This window comes from Vibrio sp. SCSIO 43153, assembly GCF_023716625.1.
In the GTDB taxonomy this organism is placed as follows: domain Bacteria; phylum Pseudomonadota; class Gammaproteobacteria; order Enterobacterales; family Vibrionaceae; genus Vibrio; species Vibrio rotiferianus.
On record NZ_CP071855.1, the window covers coordinates 2,397,544 to 2,418,437 of the forward strand.

Annotated in this window: 18 protein-coding genes; 6 read left to right on the forward strand and 12 right to left on the reverse strand. The window is 46.3% G+C overall.

Translation table 11 applies throughout. From position 1 onward, the window contains the following. Positions 1-126: 126 nt before the first annotated feature. From J4N37_RS11485 to fabB, 3 genes are all read right to left on the reverse strand, one after another. On the reverse strand, positions 127-1,140 hold the full coding sequence (locus J4N37_RS11485) for an aspartate-semialdehyde dehydrogenase (protein ID WP_010449535.1): 1,014 nt from the start codon (positions 1,138-1,140) through the stop codon (positions 127-129). Then, positions 1,137-2,270 carry a 4-phosphoerythronate dehydrogenase gene (locus J4N37_RS11490; protein WP_252040954.1) on the reverse strand — a complete coding sequence of 378 codons (1,134 nt, stop codon included), beginning with the start codon at positions 2,268-2,270 and terminating at the stop codon, positions 1,137-1,139. The genes J4N37_RS11485 and J4N37_RS11490 overlap by 4 nt, the downstream gene beginning before the upstream one ends. 317 nt (positions 2,271-2,587) lie before the next feature. After that, positions 2,588-3,799 carry a beta-ketoacyl-ACP synthase I gene (gene fabB / locus J4N37_RS11495; RefSeq protein ID WP_010449539.1) on the reverse strand — a complete coding sequence of 404 codons (1,212 nt, stop codon included), beginning with the start codon at positions 3,797-3,799 and terminating at the stop codon, positions 2,588-2,590. Between the two features lie 128 nt (positions 3,800-3,927). Between fabB and mnmC the strand changes: the two genes are divergently transcribed. Further along, on the forward strand, positions 3,928-5,946 hold the full coding sequence (mnmC, locus tag J4N37_RS11500; RefSeq protein ID WP_252040956.1) for a bifunctional tRNA (5-methylaminomethyl-2-thiouridine)(34)-methyltransferase MnmC2/FAD-dependent 5-carboxymethylaminomethyl-2-thiouridine(34) oxidoreductase MnmC1: 2,019 nt from the start codon (positions 3,928-3,930) through the stop codon (positions 5,944-5,946). 226 nt (positions 5,947-6,172) lie between these two features. Here mnmC and J4N37_RS11505 read toward each other — a convergent pair whose 3' ends face one another. The 3 genes from J4N37_RS11505 to J4N37_RS11515 form a co-directional block, all read right to left on the reverse strand. Continuing rightward, positions 6,173-6,697, reverse strand: coding sequence for an NADPH-dependent FMN reductase (locus J4N37_RS11505; RefSeq protein ID WP_252040958.1), 525 nt, complete (start codon positions 6,695-6,697; stop codon positions 6,173-6,175). A 158-nt stretch (positions 6,698-6,855) separates the two neighbouring features. Continuing rightward, positions 6,856-7,119 carry a YfcL family protein gene (locus J4N37_RS11510; protein WP_010449546.1) on the reverse strand — a complete coding sequence of 88 codons (264 nt, stop codon included), beginning with the start codon at positions 7,117-7,119 and terminating at the stop codon, positions 6,856-6,858. A gap of 15 nt (positions 7,120-7,134) precedes the next feature. Then, a complete protein-coding gene (locus J4N37_RS11515; protein ID WP_038884343.1) occupies positions 7,135-7,665 on the reverse strand; it encodes an elongation factor P hydroxylase in 531 nt (176 codons plus the stop codon). Positions 7,666-7,992: 327 nt separating this feature from the next. Here J4N37_RS11515 and J4N37_RS11520 point away from each other — a divergent pair, with 327 nt between their 5' ends. Then, a complete protein-coding gene (locus tag J4N37_RS11520) occupies positions 7,993-8,616 on the forward strand; it encodes a trimeric intracellular cation channel family protein (RefSeq protein ID WP_005433103.1) in 624 nt (207 codons plus the stop codon). Positions 8,617-8,677: 61 nt separating this feature from the next. Here the strand turns inward: J4N37_RS11520 and J4N37_RS11525 are convergent, their stop codons facing one another. Further along, positions 8,678-9,412, reverse strand: a complete 735-nt coding sequence (locus J4N37_RS11525) for an SDR family NAD(P)-dependent oxidoreductase (RefSeq protein WP_252040960.1) — start codon at positions 9,410-9,412, stop codon at positions 8,678-8,680. A gap of 90 nt (positions 9,413-9,502) precedes the next feature. On the opposite strand from J4N37_RS11525, the gene J4N37_RS11530 reads away from it, so the two are divergent. Next, entirely contained in the window at positions 9,503-10,441 is a 939-nt protein-coding gene (locus tag J4N37_RS11530; protein WP_252040962.1) for a LysR family transcriptional regulator, read from the forward strand. Positions 10,442-10,461: 20 nt separating this feature from the next. Here the strand turns inward: J4N37_RS11530 and aroC are convergent, their stop codons facing one another. Together aroC and prmB are read right to left on the reverse strand one after the other, a co-directional pair. Next, positions 10,462-11,547 carry a chorismate synthase gene (aroC, locus tag J4N37_RS11535; RefSeq protein WP_005433120.1) on the reverse strand — a complete coding sequence of 362 codons (1,086 nt, stop codon included), beginning with the start codon at positions 11,545-11,547 and terminating at the stop codon, positions 10,462-10,464. 221 nt (positions 11,548-11,768) lie between these two features. Next, positions 11,769-12,701 carry a 50S ribosomal protein L3 N(5)-glutamine methyltransferase gene (gene prmB, locus J4N37_RS11540; RefSeq protein WP_252040964.1) on the reverse strand — a complete coding sequence of 311 codons (933 nt, stop codon included), beginning with the start codon at positions 12,699-12,701 and terminating at the stop codon, positions 11,769-11,771. 61 nt (positions 12,702-12,762) lie between these two features. On the opposite strand from prmB, the gene smrB reads away from it, so the two are divergent. Beyond that, positions 12,763-13,293 (forward strand): endonuclease SmrB, encoded by a 531-nt coding sequence (smrB, locus tag J4N37_RS11545; RefSeq protein WP_010449555.1) that lies wholly within the window; start codon positions 12,763-12,765, stop codon positions 13,291-13,293. Between the two features lie 82 nt (positions 13,294-13,375). Here smrB and sixA read toward each other — a convergent pair whose 3' ends face one another. After that, positions 13,376-13,840, reverse strand: coding sequence for a phosphohistidine phosphatase SixA (gene sixA, locus J4N37_RS11550; protein ID WP_010449557.1), 465 nt, complete (start codon positions 13,838-13,840; stop codon positions 13,376-13,378). A 377-nt stretch (positions 13,841-14,217) separates the two neighbouring features. Between sixA and J4N37_RS11555 the strand changes: the two genes are divergently transcribed. Beyond that, a complete protein-coding gene (locus J4N37_RS11555; protein WP_252040966.1) occupies positions 14,218-16,995 on the forward strand; it encodes an insulinase family protein in 2,778 nt (925 codons plus the stop codon). Positions 16,996-17,090: 95 nt separating this feature from the next. Further along, the gene (locus J4N37_RS11560) at positions 17,091-17,363 is read left to right on the forward strand and encodes a CG2 omega domain protein (protein WP_252040968.1); all 273 of its coding nucleotides are present in this window, start codon (positions 17,091-17,093) and stop codon (positions 17,361-17,363) included. Positions 17,364-17,440: 77 nt separating this feature from the next. Here J4N37_RS11560 and fadJ read toward each other — a convergent pair whose 3' ends face one another. Then, the gene (gene fadJ / locus J4N37_RS11565) at positions 17,441-19,555 is read right to left on the reverse strand and encodes a fatty acid oxidation complex subunit alpha FadJ (protein ID WP_252040970.1); all 2,115 of its coding nucleotides are present in this window, start codon (positions 19,553-19,555) and stop codon (positions 17,441-17,443) included. After that, complete coding sequence (fadI, locus tag J4N37_RS11570) at positions 19,555-20,862, reverse strand: acetyl-CoA C-acyltransferase FadI (RefSeq protein WP_005433092.1); 1,308 nt, start codon at positions 20,860-20,862, stop codon at positions 19,555-19,557. The genes fadJ and fadI overlap by 1 nt, the downstream gene beginning before the upstream one ends. Positions 20,863-20,894: the final 32 nt, after the last annotated feature.

Consider the following 20,894-nt stretch of genomic DNA (forward strand, 5'->3'; position numbering starts at 1 on the left):
GAGGATAAAAAATGTGGGGCTCGCGAAATATTCGTACTAATCTCACACAATTTTTTTCAGATAGAACAAAAAAGCCTCGCACTGAGCGAGGCTTTAAGATCCTTAATCAAAGTGACCAAGTACCAATTAATAGTAGTCGCGGATTAGAACTTCTGCGATTTGAACCGCGTTAGTTGCTGCGCCTTTACGAACGTTATCCGCAACGACCCATAAGTTTACGCCGCTGTGGTGGCTGATATCGTTACGGATTCGACCAACCATAACATGGTCTTTACCGCCCGCATCGCGAACCTGTGTTGGGAAGTCTTCACCGTGGAATACTTCAATACCATCCGTTTGCTCAAGAAGGTTGATAACTTCTTGCGCATCAATTGGAGAACGAGTTTCAACGTGAAGTGCTTCTGCATGACCGTAGAACACTGGTACACGAACACACGTTGGGTTTACTGTGATCGATGAATCGTTGAAGATTTTTTGCGTCTCCCACACCATTTTCATTTCTTCTTTGGTGTAGCCGTTTTCCATCATCTGGTCGATTTGCGGAATACAGTTAAACGCGATTTGCTGAGAAAATTGCTTCTTGTCAGCTGGTAGACCGTTTAGCAGTTTCGCTGTTTGACCGGCAAGCTCATCAATACCTGACTTACCTGCACCAGAAACCGATTGGTACGTTGACACGTTAATACGCTCGATACCAACTGCATCGTGAATTGGCTTCAGCGCCACCAGCATTTGAATGGTTGAACAATTCGGGTTTGCGATGATGTTGCGGTTACGGAACTCTGCAATCGCTTCTGGGTTTACTTCTGGAACAACAAGAGGAATGTCGTATTCGTAGCGGAAGTGTGACGTATTGTCGATTACGATAACACCTTCGTCAGCTGCAATTGGTGCCCATTTAGCAGATAGTTCACCGCCAGCAGAGAACAACGCGATGTGCGCTTGAGACCAATCAAACTCTTCTACGTTTTGAACACGTACCGTTTTACCATTGAAGCGGTAAGTCTTACCTTCACTGCGCTCACTCGCTAGTAGGAAGATTTCGCCTACTGGGAATTTGCGCTCTTGAAGCACTTCCAAAATTGTTTCACCGACCGCACCGGTCGCACCTAATACGGCAACATTGTATTGCTGGCTCATTGACTTACCTCAACCTGAAAACCTAGTTCTGCTAATGGTGCAAGATTACATGTTTCATTACCCATTAGCGTGACAGCGCTGTACTCGCGGCGATCCCAGTAGTTCTTACGCATCAGGTCAAAAGAGCCTGGCTTACTGATTTCGCGGCGGAAAAGAGCGTCATCTTTACGCACATCATAGATTAACTGCGTGATGTTGTGCAGCGTCGCTTCATCCCATGCTCTGTCCAATACCATAGTAGGAACAGGCGCGGTTGGCAGTAAATCGCTGGCATGCGCACGTAATTCGTTATTTAAGAACTCACAGTAACTGTTGAAAATCATCGTCGTACCGCGAGCTTTCCCTTCCAGACCATAGCCTGCAACGTGAGGGGTTGCGAATGCTAGCAGAGGCAGAAGCTCCATATCAACCTCTGGTTCAAATTCAAACACGTCGAGTGCCGCTGTAAAGCCGTCGTTTTTCAGTAAACGTTGCTTAAGCGCTTGGTTGTCCACGACTGGACCGCGTGCCGCATTGATAAGAATTTGATCGCTACGAAGACCATTTAGCACCTTCTCATCAATCAGATGATGCGTTGGGTATGGGCCATCTTTGGTGATTGGCGTGTGCAGCGTAATGATGTCAGAACGTTCGATCAACTCGGCTAGCGGAGTGAAGCTGCGAGAATCACCCTCTTCTTGTTTGAACGGGTCATTAATAAGCACATTAATGCCCATGCCCTTCAAACATTTTTCAAGATAGCTACCGACTTGCCCCGCGCCAATGATGCCAACGGTTTTATCGAAAACCGAGAATCCTTGCGGCTGTGCTAACACCATCATGACACTGAACACGTACTCAGCAACACCAACTTTGTTACAACCTGGTGCTGCGGTGAAGAAAATACCTTTCTCTTGCAATAGTGCTTGGTCTACATGATCCATGCCTGCTGTTGCTGTACCAACGAACTTCAGCTTGTTTGCTTTGCTGATCAGCTCTGCGTTTACTTTGGTGACCGAGCGAATCATTAGCGCATCTACATCCACTAAATCATCGGCTGTCAGTGTACGACCGGGTTTTAGAATCACTTCTCCGAGTTGGCTGAATAGCTCTTCAGCGTACGGCATATTTTCATCAACAATAATTTTCATAGCGCCAGCGTTTAACATCCATTTGTATGAGTTCGTTTATTCGCAAGATGCGAAGCTAAAGCGATTGTGCCCTTTTCTTGAAAAATCTCAACAACTATACCCAAGTGACTTTCAAAAGCAGGTTTCAGAAAAGAAAAAGCCCGGCTAAATTAGCCGGGCAAAGTTCCAGAACAAAAGGATCCTATCCCGCTCTCCTTGGGATAAAGTCTGCGTCTGTTCGATCAGTTGACCTGATCAAGCTCTGGAAACTGGTTTGTTGGTCGGTTCACTCCACGAAGAGAATCACAGCCCAACAAATTCAGTTAGCTTTGGGTCGCTTATGCTTGGTACTTTTTGATTACCAATGTCGCGTTTGTACCACCAAAACCAAAGCTGTTTGACATAACTGTCGTTAGCTCAGCGTCACGAGCTTCCGTTACGATGTCTAGACCTTGTGCTGCTTCATCCAAGTTAGAGATGTTCACACTTGGAGCAATGAAGCCATTGTCTAGCATTAGCGTTGAGTAAATTGCTTCGTGAACGCCAGCTGCACCTAGTGCGTGACCTGTCATCGCTTTCGTTGCAGAGATAGCAGGGCTGTTGTCACCGAATAGCTCTTGGATAGCACCTAGCTCTTTCACGTCACCAACTGGAGTCGATGTACCGTGCGTATTGATGTAGTCGATAGCATCAACATCTTGCATTGCCATCTTCATACAGCGAACCGCACCTTCACCTGATGGTGCTACCATGTCGTAGCCATCAGAAGTCGCACCGTAACCTACGATTTCACCGTAAATTTTCGCGCCACGAGCTAGAGCGTGCTCAAGTTCTTCGATAACCAGCATGCCGCCGCCGCCAGAGATAACGAAACCATCACGGTCTGCATCGTAAGTACGAGATGCTTTATCTGGAGTCTCGTTGTACTTAGTAGATAGTGCGCCCATTGCGTCAAACATCATAGTTTGAGACCAATCTAGCTCTTCACCACCACCAGCGAATACGATGTCTTGCTTGCCAAGTTGGATAAGCTCCATCGCGTGACCGATACAGTGTGCAGATGTTGCACAAGCTGAGCTCATTGAGTAGTTCACACCACGAATCTTAAATGGTGTTGCAAGACACGCAGATACTGTTGAAGACATAGTACGCGGCACCATGTAAGGACCTACGCGTTTTACGCCTTTCGCACGCATTGTGTCTGTCGCAACTGTTTGGTTGAATGCAGAAGCACCACCAGAACCAGCAACGATACCTGTACGATCGTTTGAAACTTGTTCTTCAGATAGACCAGCGTCTTCAATTGCTTGCTGCATGGATAGGTATGCATAAGCAGCCGCATCACCCATAAAGCGCATCTGCTTACGATCAATGTGCTCTGCTGGGTTGATTTTCAGATCACCCCAAACCTGCGAGCGCAGACCGTTTTCTTTAAACTGCTCAGACGCAGTGATGCCAGATTTGCCCGCTTTAAGAGACGCTAGAACTTCTTCGACGTTGTTACCGATACTTGAAACAATACCCATACCGGTGATTACGACTCGTTTCATTATGACATTCCTATAATTCAAAAATCAGCTAGATAATAACTAAGATAGTCAACAAAAGTGGTCAGCTTTCCCATAAATTCGTACAATCGACGAATTCTAACCGCGCCAAATCACATATTTGCACCATTATGACTTCGATTAAAAATGCAGAACTTGGTTGGAACGAAGCTGGGACACCAGTTTCTGACCAATTTGATGATGTCTATTTCTCCAACGTAAACGGTCTTGAAGAGACGCGCTACGTGTTCCTCAAACAAAATCATCTACCAGAAAGATGGCAGGAATTTGACCAAAGACGTTTTGTTATTGGTGAAACCGGATTTGGCACAGGGTTGAACTTCTTAGCTGTGTGGCAATGGTTTACCGAATTTCGTCGCGAATATCCAGAGGCAGCGCTAAAAGAATTGCATTTTGTCAGCTTTGAGAAGTACCCACTGAGCAAGTCGGACTTAGAAAAAGCGCATCAATCATGGCCAGAATTGGCAGAGTTTGCCGAAAAACTGCAACAGCACTATCCTGCCGCAGTGCCTGAGTGTCATCGCATTGTTTTAGAAGACGGCGCTATCACACTCGATCTTTGGTTTGGCGATATCAAAGACTGCATGCCGCTTGTTCCTTATGCTGAGCAAGGCTTGATTGATGCTTGGTTCTTAGATGGTTTTGCACCAAGCAAAAACCCAGAAATGTGGAACCAAAACCTATTCAACGGCATGGCAAAATTGGCGAAACAGGATTGCACGGTCGCAACCTTTACGGCAGCGGGCTTTGTGCGTCGCGGCTTAAACGAAGCGGGCTTTGCAATGAAGAAAGTCAAAGGCTTTGGCACCAAACGTGAAATGATCGCCGGTTCGATGGAACAACGTGAAAGGCATTCAAACCACTTACCTTGGTTCAACCGCACTGCGTCAAGTAATCACGATTCCATTGCGATAATAGGTGGCGGTATTGCAAGTGCGGCTCTGGCAAAAACGCTGGTTCGCCGCGGTCAAAATGTCACACTCTACTGCAAAGATGCTCAACCTGCTGAAGGTGCATCAGGCAACCGCCAAGGCGCAGTGTACCCATTATTAAATGGGCCACACAAAGGCGTTTCTCGTGTATTCGCTCCGGGCTTTTTGTTTGCCCGTCAGTTTGTTGACCAAGCAGCGCAAGATATCCAATTTGATCACGATTGGTGTGGCATCACTCAGTTAATGTGGGATGACAAATCCGCAGATAAATTAGAGAAAATGCTTGCTGGTAATTTCACGCCAGAGTTGATTCACAAACTATCTGCTGAAGAGACGGCTGAAAAAATTGGCTTGCCGATCGATATGGCATCGGTCCACTACCCTCTTGGCGGTTGGTTATGTCCTGCTGAACTAACCCGACGCTTGATAGATCAACTGGATAAAACAGAACTTTTTGAAGCGAAGTTCGAGCATCAAGTAAAATCACTAGATTGGGATGACGCGCGTCAGCTTTGGACATTGAAAGCGAACGGTCAAAGCTTTGAGCACTCCACTGTAGTGGTTGCTAATGGCAGTGAGTTCCAAACACTAAGCCAAACCGCTGATCTACCAATGGGTCAGGTAAAAGGTCAAGTTAGCCACGCACCAGCGACAGAAACCTTGTCCAAGCTAAAAACGGTACTGTGTTACGACGGTTACATGACACCTGTTAACCCAAATAATCAGCACCTATGTATCGGTGCAAGCTACGACCGTAGCCACCTCGATTACGAGTTTGACGAGGAAGCACAAAAAGACAACGCCGAGAAGTTGGTGAAGTGTTTGCCAAACCAAGCTTGGACGAAAGAAGTGGACACCTCTGGTAATTTATCACGCCAAGGCATTCGCTGCGTTAGCCGTGATCACCTGCCGTTTGTAGGTAACGTAGGCGACTTTGAAACCATCAAAACGCAATATGCGGATCTACAAAATCAACAAGAACAAGACGTTGAAGCGATTCACCAGTTCCCTAACCTATTCTGTTTCCTAGGGTTAGGTTCTCGCGGTTTGAGCTCAGCGCCCCTAATGGCAGAAGTGTTGGCATCACAAATCTGTGGTGACCCGTTACCACTGCCTGTTGATGTACTGACTGAGCTGCACCCAAGCCGTATGTGGGTTAGAAGACTGCGTAAAGGTAAGGCGATTACTGAGTTGTAACGCGTTTCGAGTGCATAAAGACCCCCTCCTAGCCTCCCCTTAAAAAGGGGAGGAACAAGTTCTTAGCCCCACATTCGTCCTCCCTCTTTCCAAGGGGGAGTTAGAGGGGTAGCTCTGAGAACAAACAACCACTTCTCGCCTCATTTTGAACAAGTGAAGAACAAGTTCTTAGCTCCGCATTCGTCCTCCCCCTTTCTAAGGGGGAGTTAGAGGGGGTTACCAGTTTTTAGTTCAATGCTGCCACGGCCGCTTTCACTTGCTCGGCAACTTCCCCATTACGGAACTGACCCGTTTCCAAATCAAAGTTATCGTAGAAGCTTGGAACAGATTTCGATGCTTTCACTTCCGCACCGAAGTAAGGTGCAGAGCCTGTTGCCGCAGCAAGTACCGTTTGTGCACCACCAGGACCTGGTGAAGTCGCTAAGTACACCGCTGGTTTATTTTGGAACACGTTGCGCTCGATACGTGTCGCCCAATCGAATAGATTTTTGTACGCCGCAGGATAAGAACCATTGTGCTCAGCAAAAGAAACCACCAACGCGTCAGCCGTAGCGATGTCTGCAAGGAAAGCCTTTGCACCTTCCGCTTGACCAATTTCTTTCTCTTTGTCTTCACTGAACAGAGGAACATCGTAGCTATTGAGGTCTAACACTTGCACATCTGCACCTTCAACAAGGTTGGCAGCGTAAGTCGCAAGGGTTTTATTGATAGAGGTGGAGCTAGTAGAAGCACCGAATGCGATAATTTTCATGGTTGTAATCCTTTGTTCACGTTTTGTACTCACTAGAGTAAAAGGTGAACCTAGGTGCTACAACCACAAAAATTTTAAGGAGAGATTCGAAAATTTCGAAGGAGTTTATTTCAACTCTTTTTTGTTTTGACTAGAAGCTTAGAGCAACTAACCGAGCCTTAAGCTTGCGCTTGAAGCTCTTGCCACAGATCGCTCACTATCACGCGATCCGCAGGCGTCAGTTCTGAGCGCGCTGCTTCGAGGCTATTTTCGATGCGAGATTTCAGCTCAGTCACATCGTTAATGCCTTCTTCTTCACACGCTGCAGCAGACAGAGAAATGTGACCACGCAAATAACCACCAGCAAACAATTCATCATCCGATGCCGTTTCAATGCGAGCATCAATCAGTTCTAGTAGTTTTTCTTCAAATTCAATAATCATGGAGCTTCTCTGAGGTTATTTAACGATAAAGTCAGACGTTTCCAGCGGCTTGGTTTGGTAAAAAGCACACAACGCATCCGATAGCATTTTCACGCGAGGCGGAAGACCGTTTTCTAGAATACCCATTACTTCATTGTGCACTTTGTGCATGAAACCAAGACGATCTGGTTCAAAATCGCCGTGTAGATTGTCACAACTGACGTTAAAAGGGAAGTCAGCACTTTTCGCTAGAATCCACTCATACGCTTGAGGGCGAATTTCCACTTTTTCAAACTCAGCTTGAACCTCGGCTGTGCGGCCGTCAGGTTCATACCAGTAACCAAAATCTTCCAACAAACGACGCTCGGGTCCTGCTACGCACCAATGGGCAATTTCGTGTAGCGCTGACGCATAGAAACCACGAGCAAAAATAATCCGATGATGGGGATGCTCTTGATCTGCTGGTAAGTAAATCGGCTCATCACCACCGAGTTCTAGCTTAGTATTAAAAGACTCGAGAAATGTATTATTGAAAATGGTGATAAGGTCTTGATATTCGTGGTTCATGATCGATTCTGTACTTCAAATTGATATGCGGTGCGCATTGTCGCTGTTTTTGTTACGCAGGTAAAGCCACACAACAAGTTTGGTTATTAGCTGAGTTTATCTGAAAGCGGCTTTCTCCATACAATTTCTCATTCGTCACAGATCACATTTCCCACTACACTCACGCCTTATTTTTAAGCTTAATGCTGGCGACTTCAACGCCACTTAAAGCGAGATTCTTTTTGGGTTTGAGCCCCTCCCAAGGCTTAAATCTTGTTGGTAAGTTTTGCTGCTGTTTTCCTTAATCTCAAGGATCATGACAGAGCCCTTTTATTTGAGTGTCCCCTTATGCTGCTAAGTGTGTTGTACATCATTGGTATCACGGCTGAAGCCATGACTGGTGCATTGAGCGCTGGTCGAAGAAAAATGGATTGGTTTGGCGTTATGTTGGTAGCCAGTGCAACGGCAATTGGTGGCGGTACAGTACGCGACATTCTACTAGGTCACTACCCACTGGGTTGGGTAAAGAACCCAGAATTTCTAGCAATCACGTGCGTTGCGGGTGTACTAACGACTGGCTTAGCAAAATGGGTAATTAAGCTCAAAGGTCTGTTCATCCGTTTGGATGCGCTGGGCTTGATCGTATTTAGCATCATCGGTACCAAAGTGGCGATTGGCATGGGCTTGCACCCTGGAATCTGTATGGTATCTGCATTGGTAACTGGCGTATTTGGTGGCCTGCTACGTGATTTGATTTGTCGCCAAACGCCGCTTGTGCTGCATGAAGAGCTTTACGCCTCAGTGGCACTTATTGCATCTGGTTTATACCTAGCTCTGCTTGAGTTCAACGTACCAGATGTAACCGCGACGATTGTCACTCTGATTACTGGTTACATGCTGCGTATGGCTGCAGTACGCTTCAAATGGCGCTTACCTTCATTCCACTTGGAAACAGAAGGTTCAATTCACTAATTGAATTCGAAACCAATTGAAACCCCATTAAAAAGGCAGCTCATTGAGCTGCCTTTTGTGTTTATAAGCTCAAACCTCCATCAATATCGAAAGCAGCACCTCGCAGCCCAATGGATGATTCAGATAGTAGAAACTCTATCGCAGGAACGATGTCCTTTGGCGTTAAAATTCTACCTGCTGGTGTCTCTTTCATCGCCAATTTCAACCCATTAAATGCTTCTTGAGACATTCCTGCTTTCTCTTGAATATCGGTAGCTGTTACTCCTGGCCGTACGCTGTTAATACGAATCCCTCGTTCAGCAAGTTCTAGATTCAATACTCCCACTAGACCTTCTAGCGCCATTTTACTCGACGTATAAAGTGAAGAATTCACAAAGGCCTTTTCAACAACCAAACTGGAGACCATCACGACACTGGCCGGGTTATTCATCACCGGAAGTAACGACTGCAACATAAAAAACGGCGCTTTAAAATTGGTATTTAAAGTAAGCTCAAATTCTTCAAGCGATGTAGTTCCTAATTCGTTAGGGAAGTAAACACCGGCATTAAAAACCACGCCATCCAACTTAATATTCAGCGCTTGAATCTCTTTACCAATAGCTTGTACATCATGGTGGTTTTCATTGTCACACAGTAACGTAGTGATATTAGCGCCTAATCTTGTTGCAACATCATCTAATTTCACTTTATTTCGACCTGTTATAACAACGTGATAGCCTTCACTTGCTAACTTTCGAGCTAATTCCAACCCTATCCCAGACGTTGCTCCCGTGACCAATATTGCGTTTGACTTCATGTTTTCCTTCCTTTGAATTGAATCCAAAGTCAGGTTAATTGAAAGTATCAATAATTATTAGCTACCAAACCATCATCATTTTGTTTCTATATGAGCACCAATAGCCTCTTTGATATCCATAAATTACTCCCACACTTGGCAACCTTTCGCGTTGTCGTAGAGCGAGGAAGTTTTCAGTCTGCAGCAAATGAACTCAATTTACCGCGCTCTTCTGTAAGCAAGAAAATTCGCCAGTTAGAAGAGATTGTAGAGCAACGCCTGCTCCAAAGAACCACTCGAAAGCTAACTTTAACTGAGGCGGGAGAAGCGTTACTCAATACTACTCAAGAACTTCCTTCTCTATTAGACAAGATGGAAACCTTTCTACTCGACCAACAAACGATACCGAGTGGCAAGGTGAAAATCAGTTGCTCGACACTTCTTGGGCAACACTATTTGCTACCACAAATGAAATATCTGGTAGCTTGCTTTCCACAGATCCAATTTCAACTGAGTTTTGATGACAACTGTGTCGACTTAATTGAGAGCAAAATTGATATTGCAATCCGGATAGGTGAGTTACCAGACTCACCAATGCTGGCGAGAAAGATTGGAGAAAAGCGTTGGTGCTTCGTCGCAAGTGATGACTATTTAAAAGTGTATGGCTATCCCACCCACCCGAACCAATTGGTTTTCCATCAGTGTTTAGTTTTTGCCAATCAGACTTCTACACAGAACCATTGGCAATTTGTCGATGAAAATAAAAACATTGAATCCGTATCAGTAGAGGGCGCAATACAAAGTGATGATGCAAGGGCCTTGGTAGAGTTGCTCAAACAAGGAGTAGGTATTGCGAGACTTGATCCTAATGTCATCGCATCAGAATTAGAGAGCGGCGAACTGACAACCATACTCGACAGCTATACTGTGGACTTTACCGCTCCCATTCAACTACTTTGTCTCGGGAAAGCCACTCATTCCAAAGCGAGTAGAGCGGTTTGGGATGAGCTCGCAAGAGTTCTTCCTCCGCGACTCAAAATAAAAAAATAGCGCCCATCGGCGCTATTTTTTTAAATCTTTGGAGTCTCGGTTTGTACACCATGGTTTTGACCACGATGACGTAGCAAGTGATCCATCACGACAATAGCCAGCATCGCTTCTGCAATAGGCACAGCGCGGATACCCACACATGGGTCATGACGACCTTTAGTGATCAACTGAGTTGGTTCACCTTCTTTAGTGATAGTCTCGCCTGGAACCGTAATGCTTGAGGTTGGCTTAAGCGCGATGTTTGCCACAATCTCTTGGCCGGTAGAGATACCGCCAAGAATGCCACCCGCGTGGTTGCTGCCGAAGCCTTCTGGAGAAAGCGTATCACGATGCTCGCTGCCTTTTTGGTTTACCACATCAAAACCGTCGCCGATTTCCACGCCTTTCACCGCATTGATGCTCATTAGCGCATGCGCAATGTCTGCATCTAGACGATCAAATACAGGTTCACCAAGGCCAACAGGTACGTTCGTTGCCACAACCTGAATTTTTGCGCCAATGGAGTCGCCTTCTTTTTTCAGGTCACGGATAAGTTGGTCAAACGCTTCTACTTTGTCTGCATCTGGGCAGAAGAACGCATTATTTTCGATTTCATTCCAATCCACTTTATCGATTGAAACGTCACCCATTTGCGACAAGTAAGCGCGGATTTCAACACCGAACTCGTCTTTCAGATATTTCTTAGCGATTGCACCAGCCGCCACACGCATTGCCGTTTCACGAGCAGACGAACGGCCGCCACCTCGATAATCGCGCACACCGTATTTTTGGTGGTAAGTGTAATCAGCGTGTCCTGGACGGAACTTGTCTTTGATGTCTGAGTAGTCTTTAGAGCGTTGATCTGTGTTCTCGATCATCAAACCAATTGAAGTACCTGTTGTTTGACCTTCAAATACGCCAGAAAGAATTTTTACTTCGTCCGGTTCACGACGTTGGGTAGTGTAACGTGATGTGCCAGGACGGCGACGATCAAGATCCGTTTGCAGATCTGCCTCAGTGATTTCCAAACCTGGAGGGCATCCGTCTACGATACATCCTAGTGCGATACCGTGACTTTCTCCGAATGTCGTTACTCGGAAATGTTGTCCGATACTGTTTCCTGCCATTACTTCCTCAAGTTCATGTCGCCACGCTCTCCATGAGCGCAACTGCTTTCCAATTCTTCGTGAATTCATAGTGGCGTTATTACGTTTTGATGTAAAGCCCGATTTAGTGGAAAAAACAAAACTGGTTGTATTTTCCTAACTCAGTGCGAAGCGGATAAAAAAACACCGAGCACTGGGCTCGGTGTTTTCATTATTTGATCAACTCGTTTGTTTCGACTGACTTAGTCTTTGTACAGTTTGAACTCTTCTGCACATTCAACCAGCTGGTCACGCGTTAGCATGAATACGCCGTGACCGCCGTTCTCAAACTCAATCCAAGTGAATGGAATTTGTGGGTACTGTTCCATCATGTGAACCATTGAGTTACCGACTTCACACACAAGAATACCATCGTCTGTTAGGTAGTCTGGTGCGTTAGCAAGAATACGACGAACCAGTTTTAGACCGTCAGTACCTGCAGCAAGACCCAGTTCAGGCTCGTGCGTGAACTCGTCTGGTAGGCTGTTCATGTCTTCTTCGTCCACGTAAGGTGGGTTAGACACGATCAGGTTGTACTTCTCTTTTGGAAGGTCGCGGAACAAGTCAGAACGGATTGGGAACACTTGCTGCTCCATGCCGTGATCTTGTACGTTTTGCTCAGCCACTTGTAGAGCGTCTGTAGAGATGTCAATCGCGTCAACTTCTGCTTCAGGGAAAGCGTGCGCACAAGCAATCGCGATACAGCCAGAACCCGTACATAGGTCCATGATGCGCGTAGGCTCTTCCACCAACCAAGGCTGGAATTCCGCTTGAATCAATTCACCGATTGGAGAACGTGGCACAAGTACACGCTCGTCAACGAAGAACTCAAGACCGCAGAACCATGCTTTGTTGGTTAGGTATGCAGTTGGTGTACGTTCGTTGATGCGTTTTACTACGCGCTCAACAATACGCAAACGCTCGCTTGTCGTTAGGCGAGAGTTCAATACATGCGGAGGCACGTCAATCGGCAAGTATAATGTTGGCAGGATAAGCTGAACCGCTTCATCCCACGCATTATCAGTGCCATGACCGTAAAACAGGTCAGCGGCGTTAAAGCGGCTTACTGTCCAACGAATCATATCTTGAAGGGTATGCAGCTCCGATACCGCCTCTTCTACAAAAATCTTATCCAAAATTGCCTCCGAAAAGCGCTACAATACTGCCATAAATTGTAAAAATGAAATTGTTAACCTAATGAGCAAAAAAGACACCGAACACGATGACGATTTCGCCTTATTTCAGGATGCAGTACAGGGCGTAAAAAAGTTGCGACAGGATACCATAATCCAGCAACCAAAAAAAAATACTAAGCAAAAAGAAATCAAACGCTCAAACCGTGAAGCGAGTGATTCTGAGTTTTACTTTTCTGATGAGTTCGTTCCACTTCTTAACGAAGAGGGACCAACTCGTTATGCGCGCGACGATGTGTCCACTTATGAAGTGAAACGACTTCGTCGTGGTGTGTATGTGCCGGATGTCTTCTTAGACATGCACGGCATGACACAGCAAGAAGCCAAGCGTGAGCTCGGCGCGATGATCGCTTACTGCGTGAAAAACGAAATCCACTGTGCGTGTGTGCAACACGGCATTGGTAAGCATATCTTGAAGCAGAAAGCGCCGCTTTGGCTGGCTCAACATCCAGACGTAATGGCATTCCACCAAGCGCCTCTAGAATTTGGCGGCGATGGTGCCCTACTGGTGCTACTTTCTATTCCAGAAAAATAAGCCACTAGCTAGCAAGAACGACAAAGGCAGGTTGACCCTGCCTTTTTGTTTGTCTCGAGCTGGAATCCCGAGTTCTAACGTTCTATGGCGTGATATGCCACAGTACTTCACCGCGTTGTGTTTGCGGATCATATTCAATACACGCTAAACCTGATGTTGGGAACATTGGCGGCGTCATGTCTTTTACAAACTCTGACGTTAAGTACCCCACCAGTGGTAAGTGTGACACAAACAGCAGTGATTCAAGCTTTTCTACTTCGATCAATGCATTTGCAAAATCAAATACTTGGTCTGATTGCCCATAAGGCGTAATCTCTTCACACGTTTCAATGCTCTTTGCCGAAAAGTGTGCGCTGATTTCTTGCCAAGTCTGCTCAGCACGAATGTACGGACTCACCAATACTTTATCGAATTGGGCAAAACCTTGTTCTTTACATGCACGAGCAACTGCTTCCGATTCAGTTCTGCCTCTTGGGGTCAGTTGTCTTTCTGCGTCGGAGTTCGCAAAATGTTCCGCCTCACCGTGACGCAAGATAAATATTTTCATGTTATTTCCTAGGGATAGCTAACGCTACCAAAAGGTTGACTGCTATCTTTATACGGATAGCGGGCTAACTTTAATAATGTCGAAACAAAAATACTGATATAATTATCCGTTCATTATACCAATTCGCTTGCTAAAGATAGCGACTTTCTTAACAATCTATTAAAAAGAATATACTCAGTTCATCACATTCTACGATGAAGTTATGAACTCAGTGCATTCCTTCAAATAGCTCGAACCCCATAGCAATTTGCTGATGGGCTTATGCAGTACTCTTACGAATAACAAAAATGCGGCAAGCAGTATTTGTCGAAGCGCAAACTTTGCGCCTCCCCGCTCGGGGATCATAATTACTGTAATGCGAAATCTGGAGACGCATCGTGCACCTAAGTCCAAACGATTCAAATCAATACCGCTACATTACATTGAGTAATGCCCTGCGCGTGTTGCTGATTCATTCTGACACGGCTCAACAGTCGGCAGCAGCCCTAGCAGTTAACGTTGGACACTTTGATGACCCAATGGATCGTCAAGGTCTGGCACACTACCTAGAACACATGCTTTTTTTGGGTACGGAAAAATACCCTAAAGTTGGCGAGTTTCAAAGTTATATTAGTCAACATGGTGGCACCAACAATGCTTGGACGGGTACTGAGCACACTTGTTTCTTCTTCGATGTGACACCAACTGCATTTGAAACGGCACTCGACCGCTTTAGTCAATTTTTTACCGCGCCACTGTTTAACGAAGAAGCGCTAGACAAAGAGCGCCAAGCAGTCGACTCCGAATACAAGCTCAAACTCAATGATGACTCTCGCCGTCTGTATCAAGTAAACAAAGAAGTCATTAACCCTGAACATCCATTCGCTAAATTCTCCGTCGGCAACGCAGGTACACTAGGCGATCGCGATGGCAAATCCATTCGCGATGAGATTGTTGAGTTTCACCATTCACAGTATTCCGCAGATTTGATGACGCTGACTTTGTTTGGTCCGCAATCTCTGGATGAACAGCAAGCGTGGGTGGAAACCATGTTTGCTGATATTCCAAACCACCAGCTGCGCGGTAAGTCGATCGATGTGCCTATCGGCACTGAAGACAGCACAAGCATTTTGGTCCAAGTCGAACCTATCAAAGAATTCCGCAAACTGATCCTGACTTTCCCAATGCCAGGAATGGATGAGCACTATAGCGTGAAGCCCCTCTCCTACTTTGCCCACCTGTTAGGCTATGAAGGCGAAGGCAGTCTGATGATCCAATTGAAAGAGAAAGGCTGGATCACTTCCCTCTCTGCAGGGGGTGGCGCGAGTGGCAGCAACTATCGAGACTTTACGGTGAGCTGCACACTGACGCCAAGTGGCTTAGATCATGTCGATGACATCGTTCAAGCTGTATTCCAGTACCTTTCCATGATCAAACAAAATGGCATGGATGAGTGGCGCTACTTGGAAAAACAAGCGGTGTTGGAATCGGCTTTCCGCTTCCAAGAGCCATCTCGTCCAATGGATTTGGTCAGCCATCTAGTGATCAACATGCAGCACTATCAACCGGAAGACACGGTTTATGGTGACTACAAAATGGCAGGCTACGATGAAAAGCTTCAACGTTCATTGTTGCAATATCTTTCGGTTGAAAATGTTCGCGTCACGTTGATTGCAAAAGGTTTGGAATACAACCAAACCGCAGAGTGGTACTTCACGCCTTACTCGGTCACCCCATTCAGCGAAGACCAACGTCGTTTCTATAAACAAATCGATCCTAGCTGGCACTTCGTGCTACCAGAAAAGAACCCATACATTTGTTATGACCTAGACCCGAGGCCATTCGAAAATGGAGGGTCGCTACCAGAATTGGTTGAAGATCTCGAAGGCTTCCGACTCTGGCATCTGCAAGATGACGAATTCCGCGTGCCAAAAGGCGTCGTGTATGTCGCTATTGATAGTTCTCACGCGGTAGCATCTCCGAAAAACATCGTGAAAACCCGGCTATGTGTTGAGATGTTCCTCGATTCTCTGGCGCAAGAAACCTACCAAGCGGAAATTGCAGGCATGGGCTACAACATGTACGCTCACCAAGGCGGAGTTACTCTCACGCTGTCGGGCTTTAGCCAAAAACTGCCTCAACTGCTAGAGATGATTCTGCATCGTTTTGCGGCGCGTGAATTTAGTCCTGCTCGATTTGAAACCATCAAACAGCAACTGCTACGTAATTGGCGAAATTCTTCCCAAGATCGTCCTATTTCGCAGCTTTTCAATGCGTTGACAGGATTACTTCAACCAAACAATCCACCATTCGCAACATTGGTTGAAGCACTGGAAGAAATTGAGGTGGATGAGCTGTCTGTGTTTGTGGAGTCGATTCTTGCTGAGCTTCACGTTGAGATGTTTGTGTATGGTGACTGGCAGCGCCAGCAAGCTCACAATATGGCAACTACCTTGAAAGATGCTCTGCGCGTAAAAGAGCAGCGCTACGAGGAGGCGCTCCGTCCATTGGTCATGCTGGGTGAAAACGGCAGCTTCCAACGTGAAGTGCATTGCAACCAGCAAGATTCTGCGGTTGTTATCTACCATCAGTGTGAAGATATAGAGCCTCGCAATATTGCCCTGTACTCACTTGCGAATCATTTGATGTCCGCAACCTTCTTCCATGAAATCCGGACTAAACAGCAGCTTGGTTACATGGTCGGCACTGGCAATATGCCGCTCAATCGTCATCCAGGTATAGTGCTTTACGTGCAATCACCTAACGCAGCTCCCGCCGAACTGGTTACCTCGATTGATGAGTTCTTAAATGCTTTTTACATGGTGCTATTAGAGCTCAATGAGTACCAGTGGCACAGTAGTAAACGGGGGCTGTGGAACCAGATAGCAGCGCCAGACACGACGTTACGTGGCAGAGCGCAGCGCCTTTGGGTTGCCATCGGAAACAAAGATACTGAGTTCAACCAACGAGAAAAAGTACTACAGGAACTAAAAAGCCTTACCCGTACAGATATGATTCGTTTTGTCGTAAATGAACTTAAACCTCGTACTGCCAATCGTTTAGTAATGCACTCTCAAGGAACATCGCATATTGATGCTCCGCGTATTGATTTAGGGTTAGAAATAGGTTCAACAGAGGAATTTCAACTGCGTCCAAAAGACTGTGGTTTAGGGTAAAGCTCGACCACAGGACTGGCGTAAAATGGTAAAAATGAGACTTTCGTTTATGCTGTAATTACCTTGTTCAATAAATACGCAGACACGAGGATTACATGAAAAAGCTACTTTTACTTGCTGCTGTACTAATGCCACTTGCACCCGCTGCTTACGCAGATATCTCAATTAAAGGTGACGGCTTCGAGTTAAGTGAGGACTGTTTGCGCCTTGATGGTGATAACGTATCAATTAAGTCAGACGACTGCTCTGGCAAACACAACAAAGGAAAAGGGAAAGGTAACGCCAGTATCCATGGTGATGATAACCCTGGTAAAGGTCATGGAAATGATAAAGGAAAGGGAAAAAACAAAGGCAAGAATGACGACTAATTGTCTGTAAACGGATCCTCTTTCAGAAATCAAAAAGGCTTGCATCACGCAAGCCTTTCTATTTTTTGCTATGGCAATTAGTCGTAGAAATTACGACCTTCGCCAGCTCGAGTCAACAAACCATCACATGGCGCGTAACGATCGCCGTATTTCGATGCAAACTCGTTCATTTTCTCAACCAGCTCTTTCAAACCGAATTGATCCATGTAGCGGAATGGACCACCTAGGAATGGCGGGAAACCAATACCAAAGATCGCGCCGATATCGCCATCTCGTGGAGAACGAATAATACCGTCGTCTAAACAGCGAACGGCTTCGTTTAGCATTGGCAATACACAGCGTAATGCAATGTCACTGTCGCTCAGTTTTGATTCTGGCGTCAGGTTCAGCAGCTTGTACACAGACTTATCGACTTCTTTCTTCTTACCTTTGTAGGTGTAGAAGCCTTTACCACTCTTACGGCCTTTACGACCGTCGTTCAGTAGTGTATCGAACACGTCTGGACCTTTGAATCGCTCGCCCAACTCATTAACCAAGATCGGCATGATTTTCGCACCGATATCAACGCCGACTTCATCCAACAAAGTAATCGGACCAACTGGGAAACCGAAGTCAAGCAGAGCACCATCAAGTTGTTCAATCGGCTCATTTGCCAGCAAGATGTGCGCAGCTTCGTTCATGTAAGGTGCCAGAATACGGTTTACATAGAAGCCAGCTTTGTCTTTAACAACGATTGGTGTCTTGCCCTGCTTCTTCGCAAGTGCAACAACCGTAGAAATGGTCTCTTCTGAAGTAGTTTCATGAGGAATCACTTCCACCAGCGGCATTTTCTCTACAGGACTGAAGTAGTGCAGACCGACGATGTTTTCTGGGCGCTCTGCTTTTTCCGCAATTTTGTGGATTGGCAGAGAAGACGTATTGGTCGCAAAAATGGTTTCCGGTTTAGCGTTCGCTTCGATATCCGCAACCATCTTTTGCTTCAGATCGAGATCTTCAAACACCGCTTCGATAACCACATCAATATGGTTGAAGCTTGTAAAATCAATACCACCAGACAATTGCAGCATCTTCGATTGCAGACCTGCTTTCGAGATAATGCGGCGCTTACGCTGTTTTTCGAACAACTTGTAGTTGTAGTTCAATGCGTTAAGCACACCATCATTGCTGACGTCTTTAATTCGTACTGGCACTTTCGCCTTCGCAACAGAAACGTGGCTGATGCCCGCCCCCATTAAACCGCCACCCAACACGCCAACTTTATTGACTGTAGCTGGGTCTGCTTCCGCGCCGTTTTCTTTCTTCATTTCAGTGGTGGCAAAGAAGATAGAGCGCAATGCTTTAGATTCTGAGCTCATCACCAGTTCGCCAAAACGCTTCGCTTCAAGCTCTTGACCTTGCACAAAGCCCTTTTCAAGGCCATGCTGGATCACTTCTAGAATCGCAACCGTTGCTGGGTAGTTACCACGGGTTTTTTCATTGGTTTTCTTCGCGGCTTGCTCAAACACAAACTTACGACCTAAACCGCTGCCCGACATCAACTTCTCTTTGGTCGATTGCTTCTTCTTACCTTTGCTCTTTCCTTTTTCGATAAGCTGTTTTGCTACATCAAGAAGGATCGTATGTGGCACACACGCATCAACAACGCCCAGTTTTTTCGCTTTCTTAGCACGCAGTTGTTTACCTGTAAGGATTAAATCTAACGAAGGCAGCAAACCAATCAAACGCGGAAGACGTTGAGTACCGCCAGAACCTGGCAGCAGGCCAAGCTGCACTTCTGGCAGGCCTAGACGCGTTTTATCTGAATCGGTACATACACGGTAGTCACACGCGAGAGCAAGCTCTAAACCACCACCAAGACACGGACCATGAATCGCAGCAACAACCGGATAAGGCAGATCGGAAAGCTGTTCGAACAACTCTTGACCTTGCTTAGCCAATGCCTCGGCTTCACTTGCCGTGGTGCACGCTTCAAGCATACGAACATCGGCGCCCGCGACAAAATTATCTGGTTTTAGGGAATGAATGATCATCCCTTTTACGCCACTGGAGTCTTTGAGTAGAGCGAAGATCTCTTTCATCTCATCTGCAAACGCAGCTTGCAGAGTGTTCATTTTTTCGTTTGGCACATCGATGGCTAGCCAAGCAATGTTCTGCTCATCAATCTTTAGACTAAATGCTTTTTGCTCGCTCATTACTCAACCTCCAAAATCATTGCTGCACCAAGACCGCCTGCGGCACATGCTGTATTCAACGCAAGACCACCGCCACGACGTTTAAGCTCACGCAGTGTTTGGGTCATCATACGAGCGCCAGTTGCTGCAAATGGGTGACCGTAGGCAATTGACCCCCCAAGAACGTTGAACTTATCCATGTCGATTTCACCTATCGCTTTCGAACGACCTAGGTTTTCTTGGGCAAATTTATCAGAAGCAAACATCTTCACGTTCGCAAGCGCTTGAGCAGCAAACGCTTCATGCATGTCGATTAACGTCAGGTCTGACAACTCTAGACCCGTATTCTCCAACACTTTTGCTGTTGCGTATGTTGGCCCCATCAGCATGTCCATTTCTACGCCAATAGCCGAAAACGCATAACCGCGAATGTAGCCAAGAATTTCCATGCCAAGTTCTTTCGCTTTGCCTTCACGCATTAGCATCACAGCTGCACCACCATCGGTTAATGGCGTACTGTTCGCTGCTGTTACGCTGCCGTATTGGCGATCAAAGGCCGGACGCAGTTTTGCGTAGCCTTCTAATGTTGAGTCATGACGAATGTTGTTATCTTCAGAGATCCACTTTTTGTAAGGTTCAGGGAAAGCGGTCATCACTTCATCTTGGATCTTTCCGTCTTTCCAAGCTTGCGAAGCTAAAGAATGAGAACGGTGCGCCAAAGCATCTTGCTCTGCACGAGTAATGCCGTGCGATTTCGCCATTTGCTCGGCAGTCTGGCCCATAGAAAGCCCCGTCGAATATTCAGCCACTGCCGGCGGCACTGGCATTAAATCTTTGAAGCTGAGTTTCTTAAGAATGTTGAGCTTTTGACCCAGCGTTTTGGTTTTGCTTAACGCAAGCAAGTTAGCGGCAAGTTTCTTCGAAACACCAATTGGCAGAACAGATGAAGAATCCGCACCACCCGCGATACCAACATCAATGCTGCCCGCCATAATGCTTTCAGCCACGTTGACTGCAGCTTGGAAGCTGGTTGCACACGCACGAGTCACACTGTACGCATCGGTATGGATATGCATACCGGTACCAAGCACGATTTCACGTGCAATGTTTGGCGCTTCTGGCATTTGAACTACTTGCCCAAATACCACTTGTTCGATGAGTTTCGGATCGATGTCTGTACGAGCAAGCATTTCGCTCACTACCATTTTGCCTAAATCGACCGCTGGCACCTGGCTGAACTCAGTGCTTTGACGAGCAAAGGGGGTTCGTAGCCCTGCGACAATAGCAACACGTTCACCGTGGCGTGTTTTCACTTCCTGCTTGCCCATTGTTTCTCCTTAAATACAAGAGGTCTGACCTG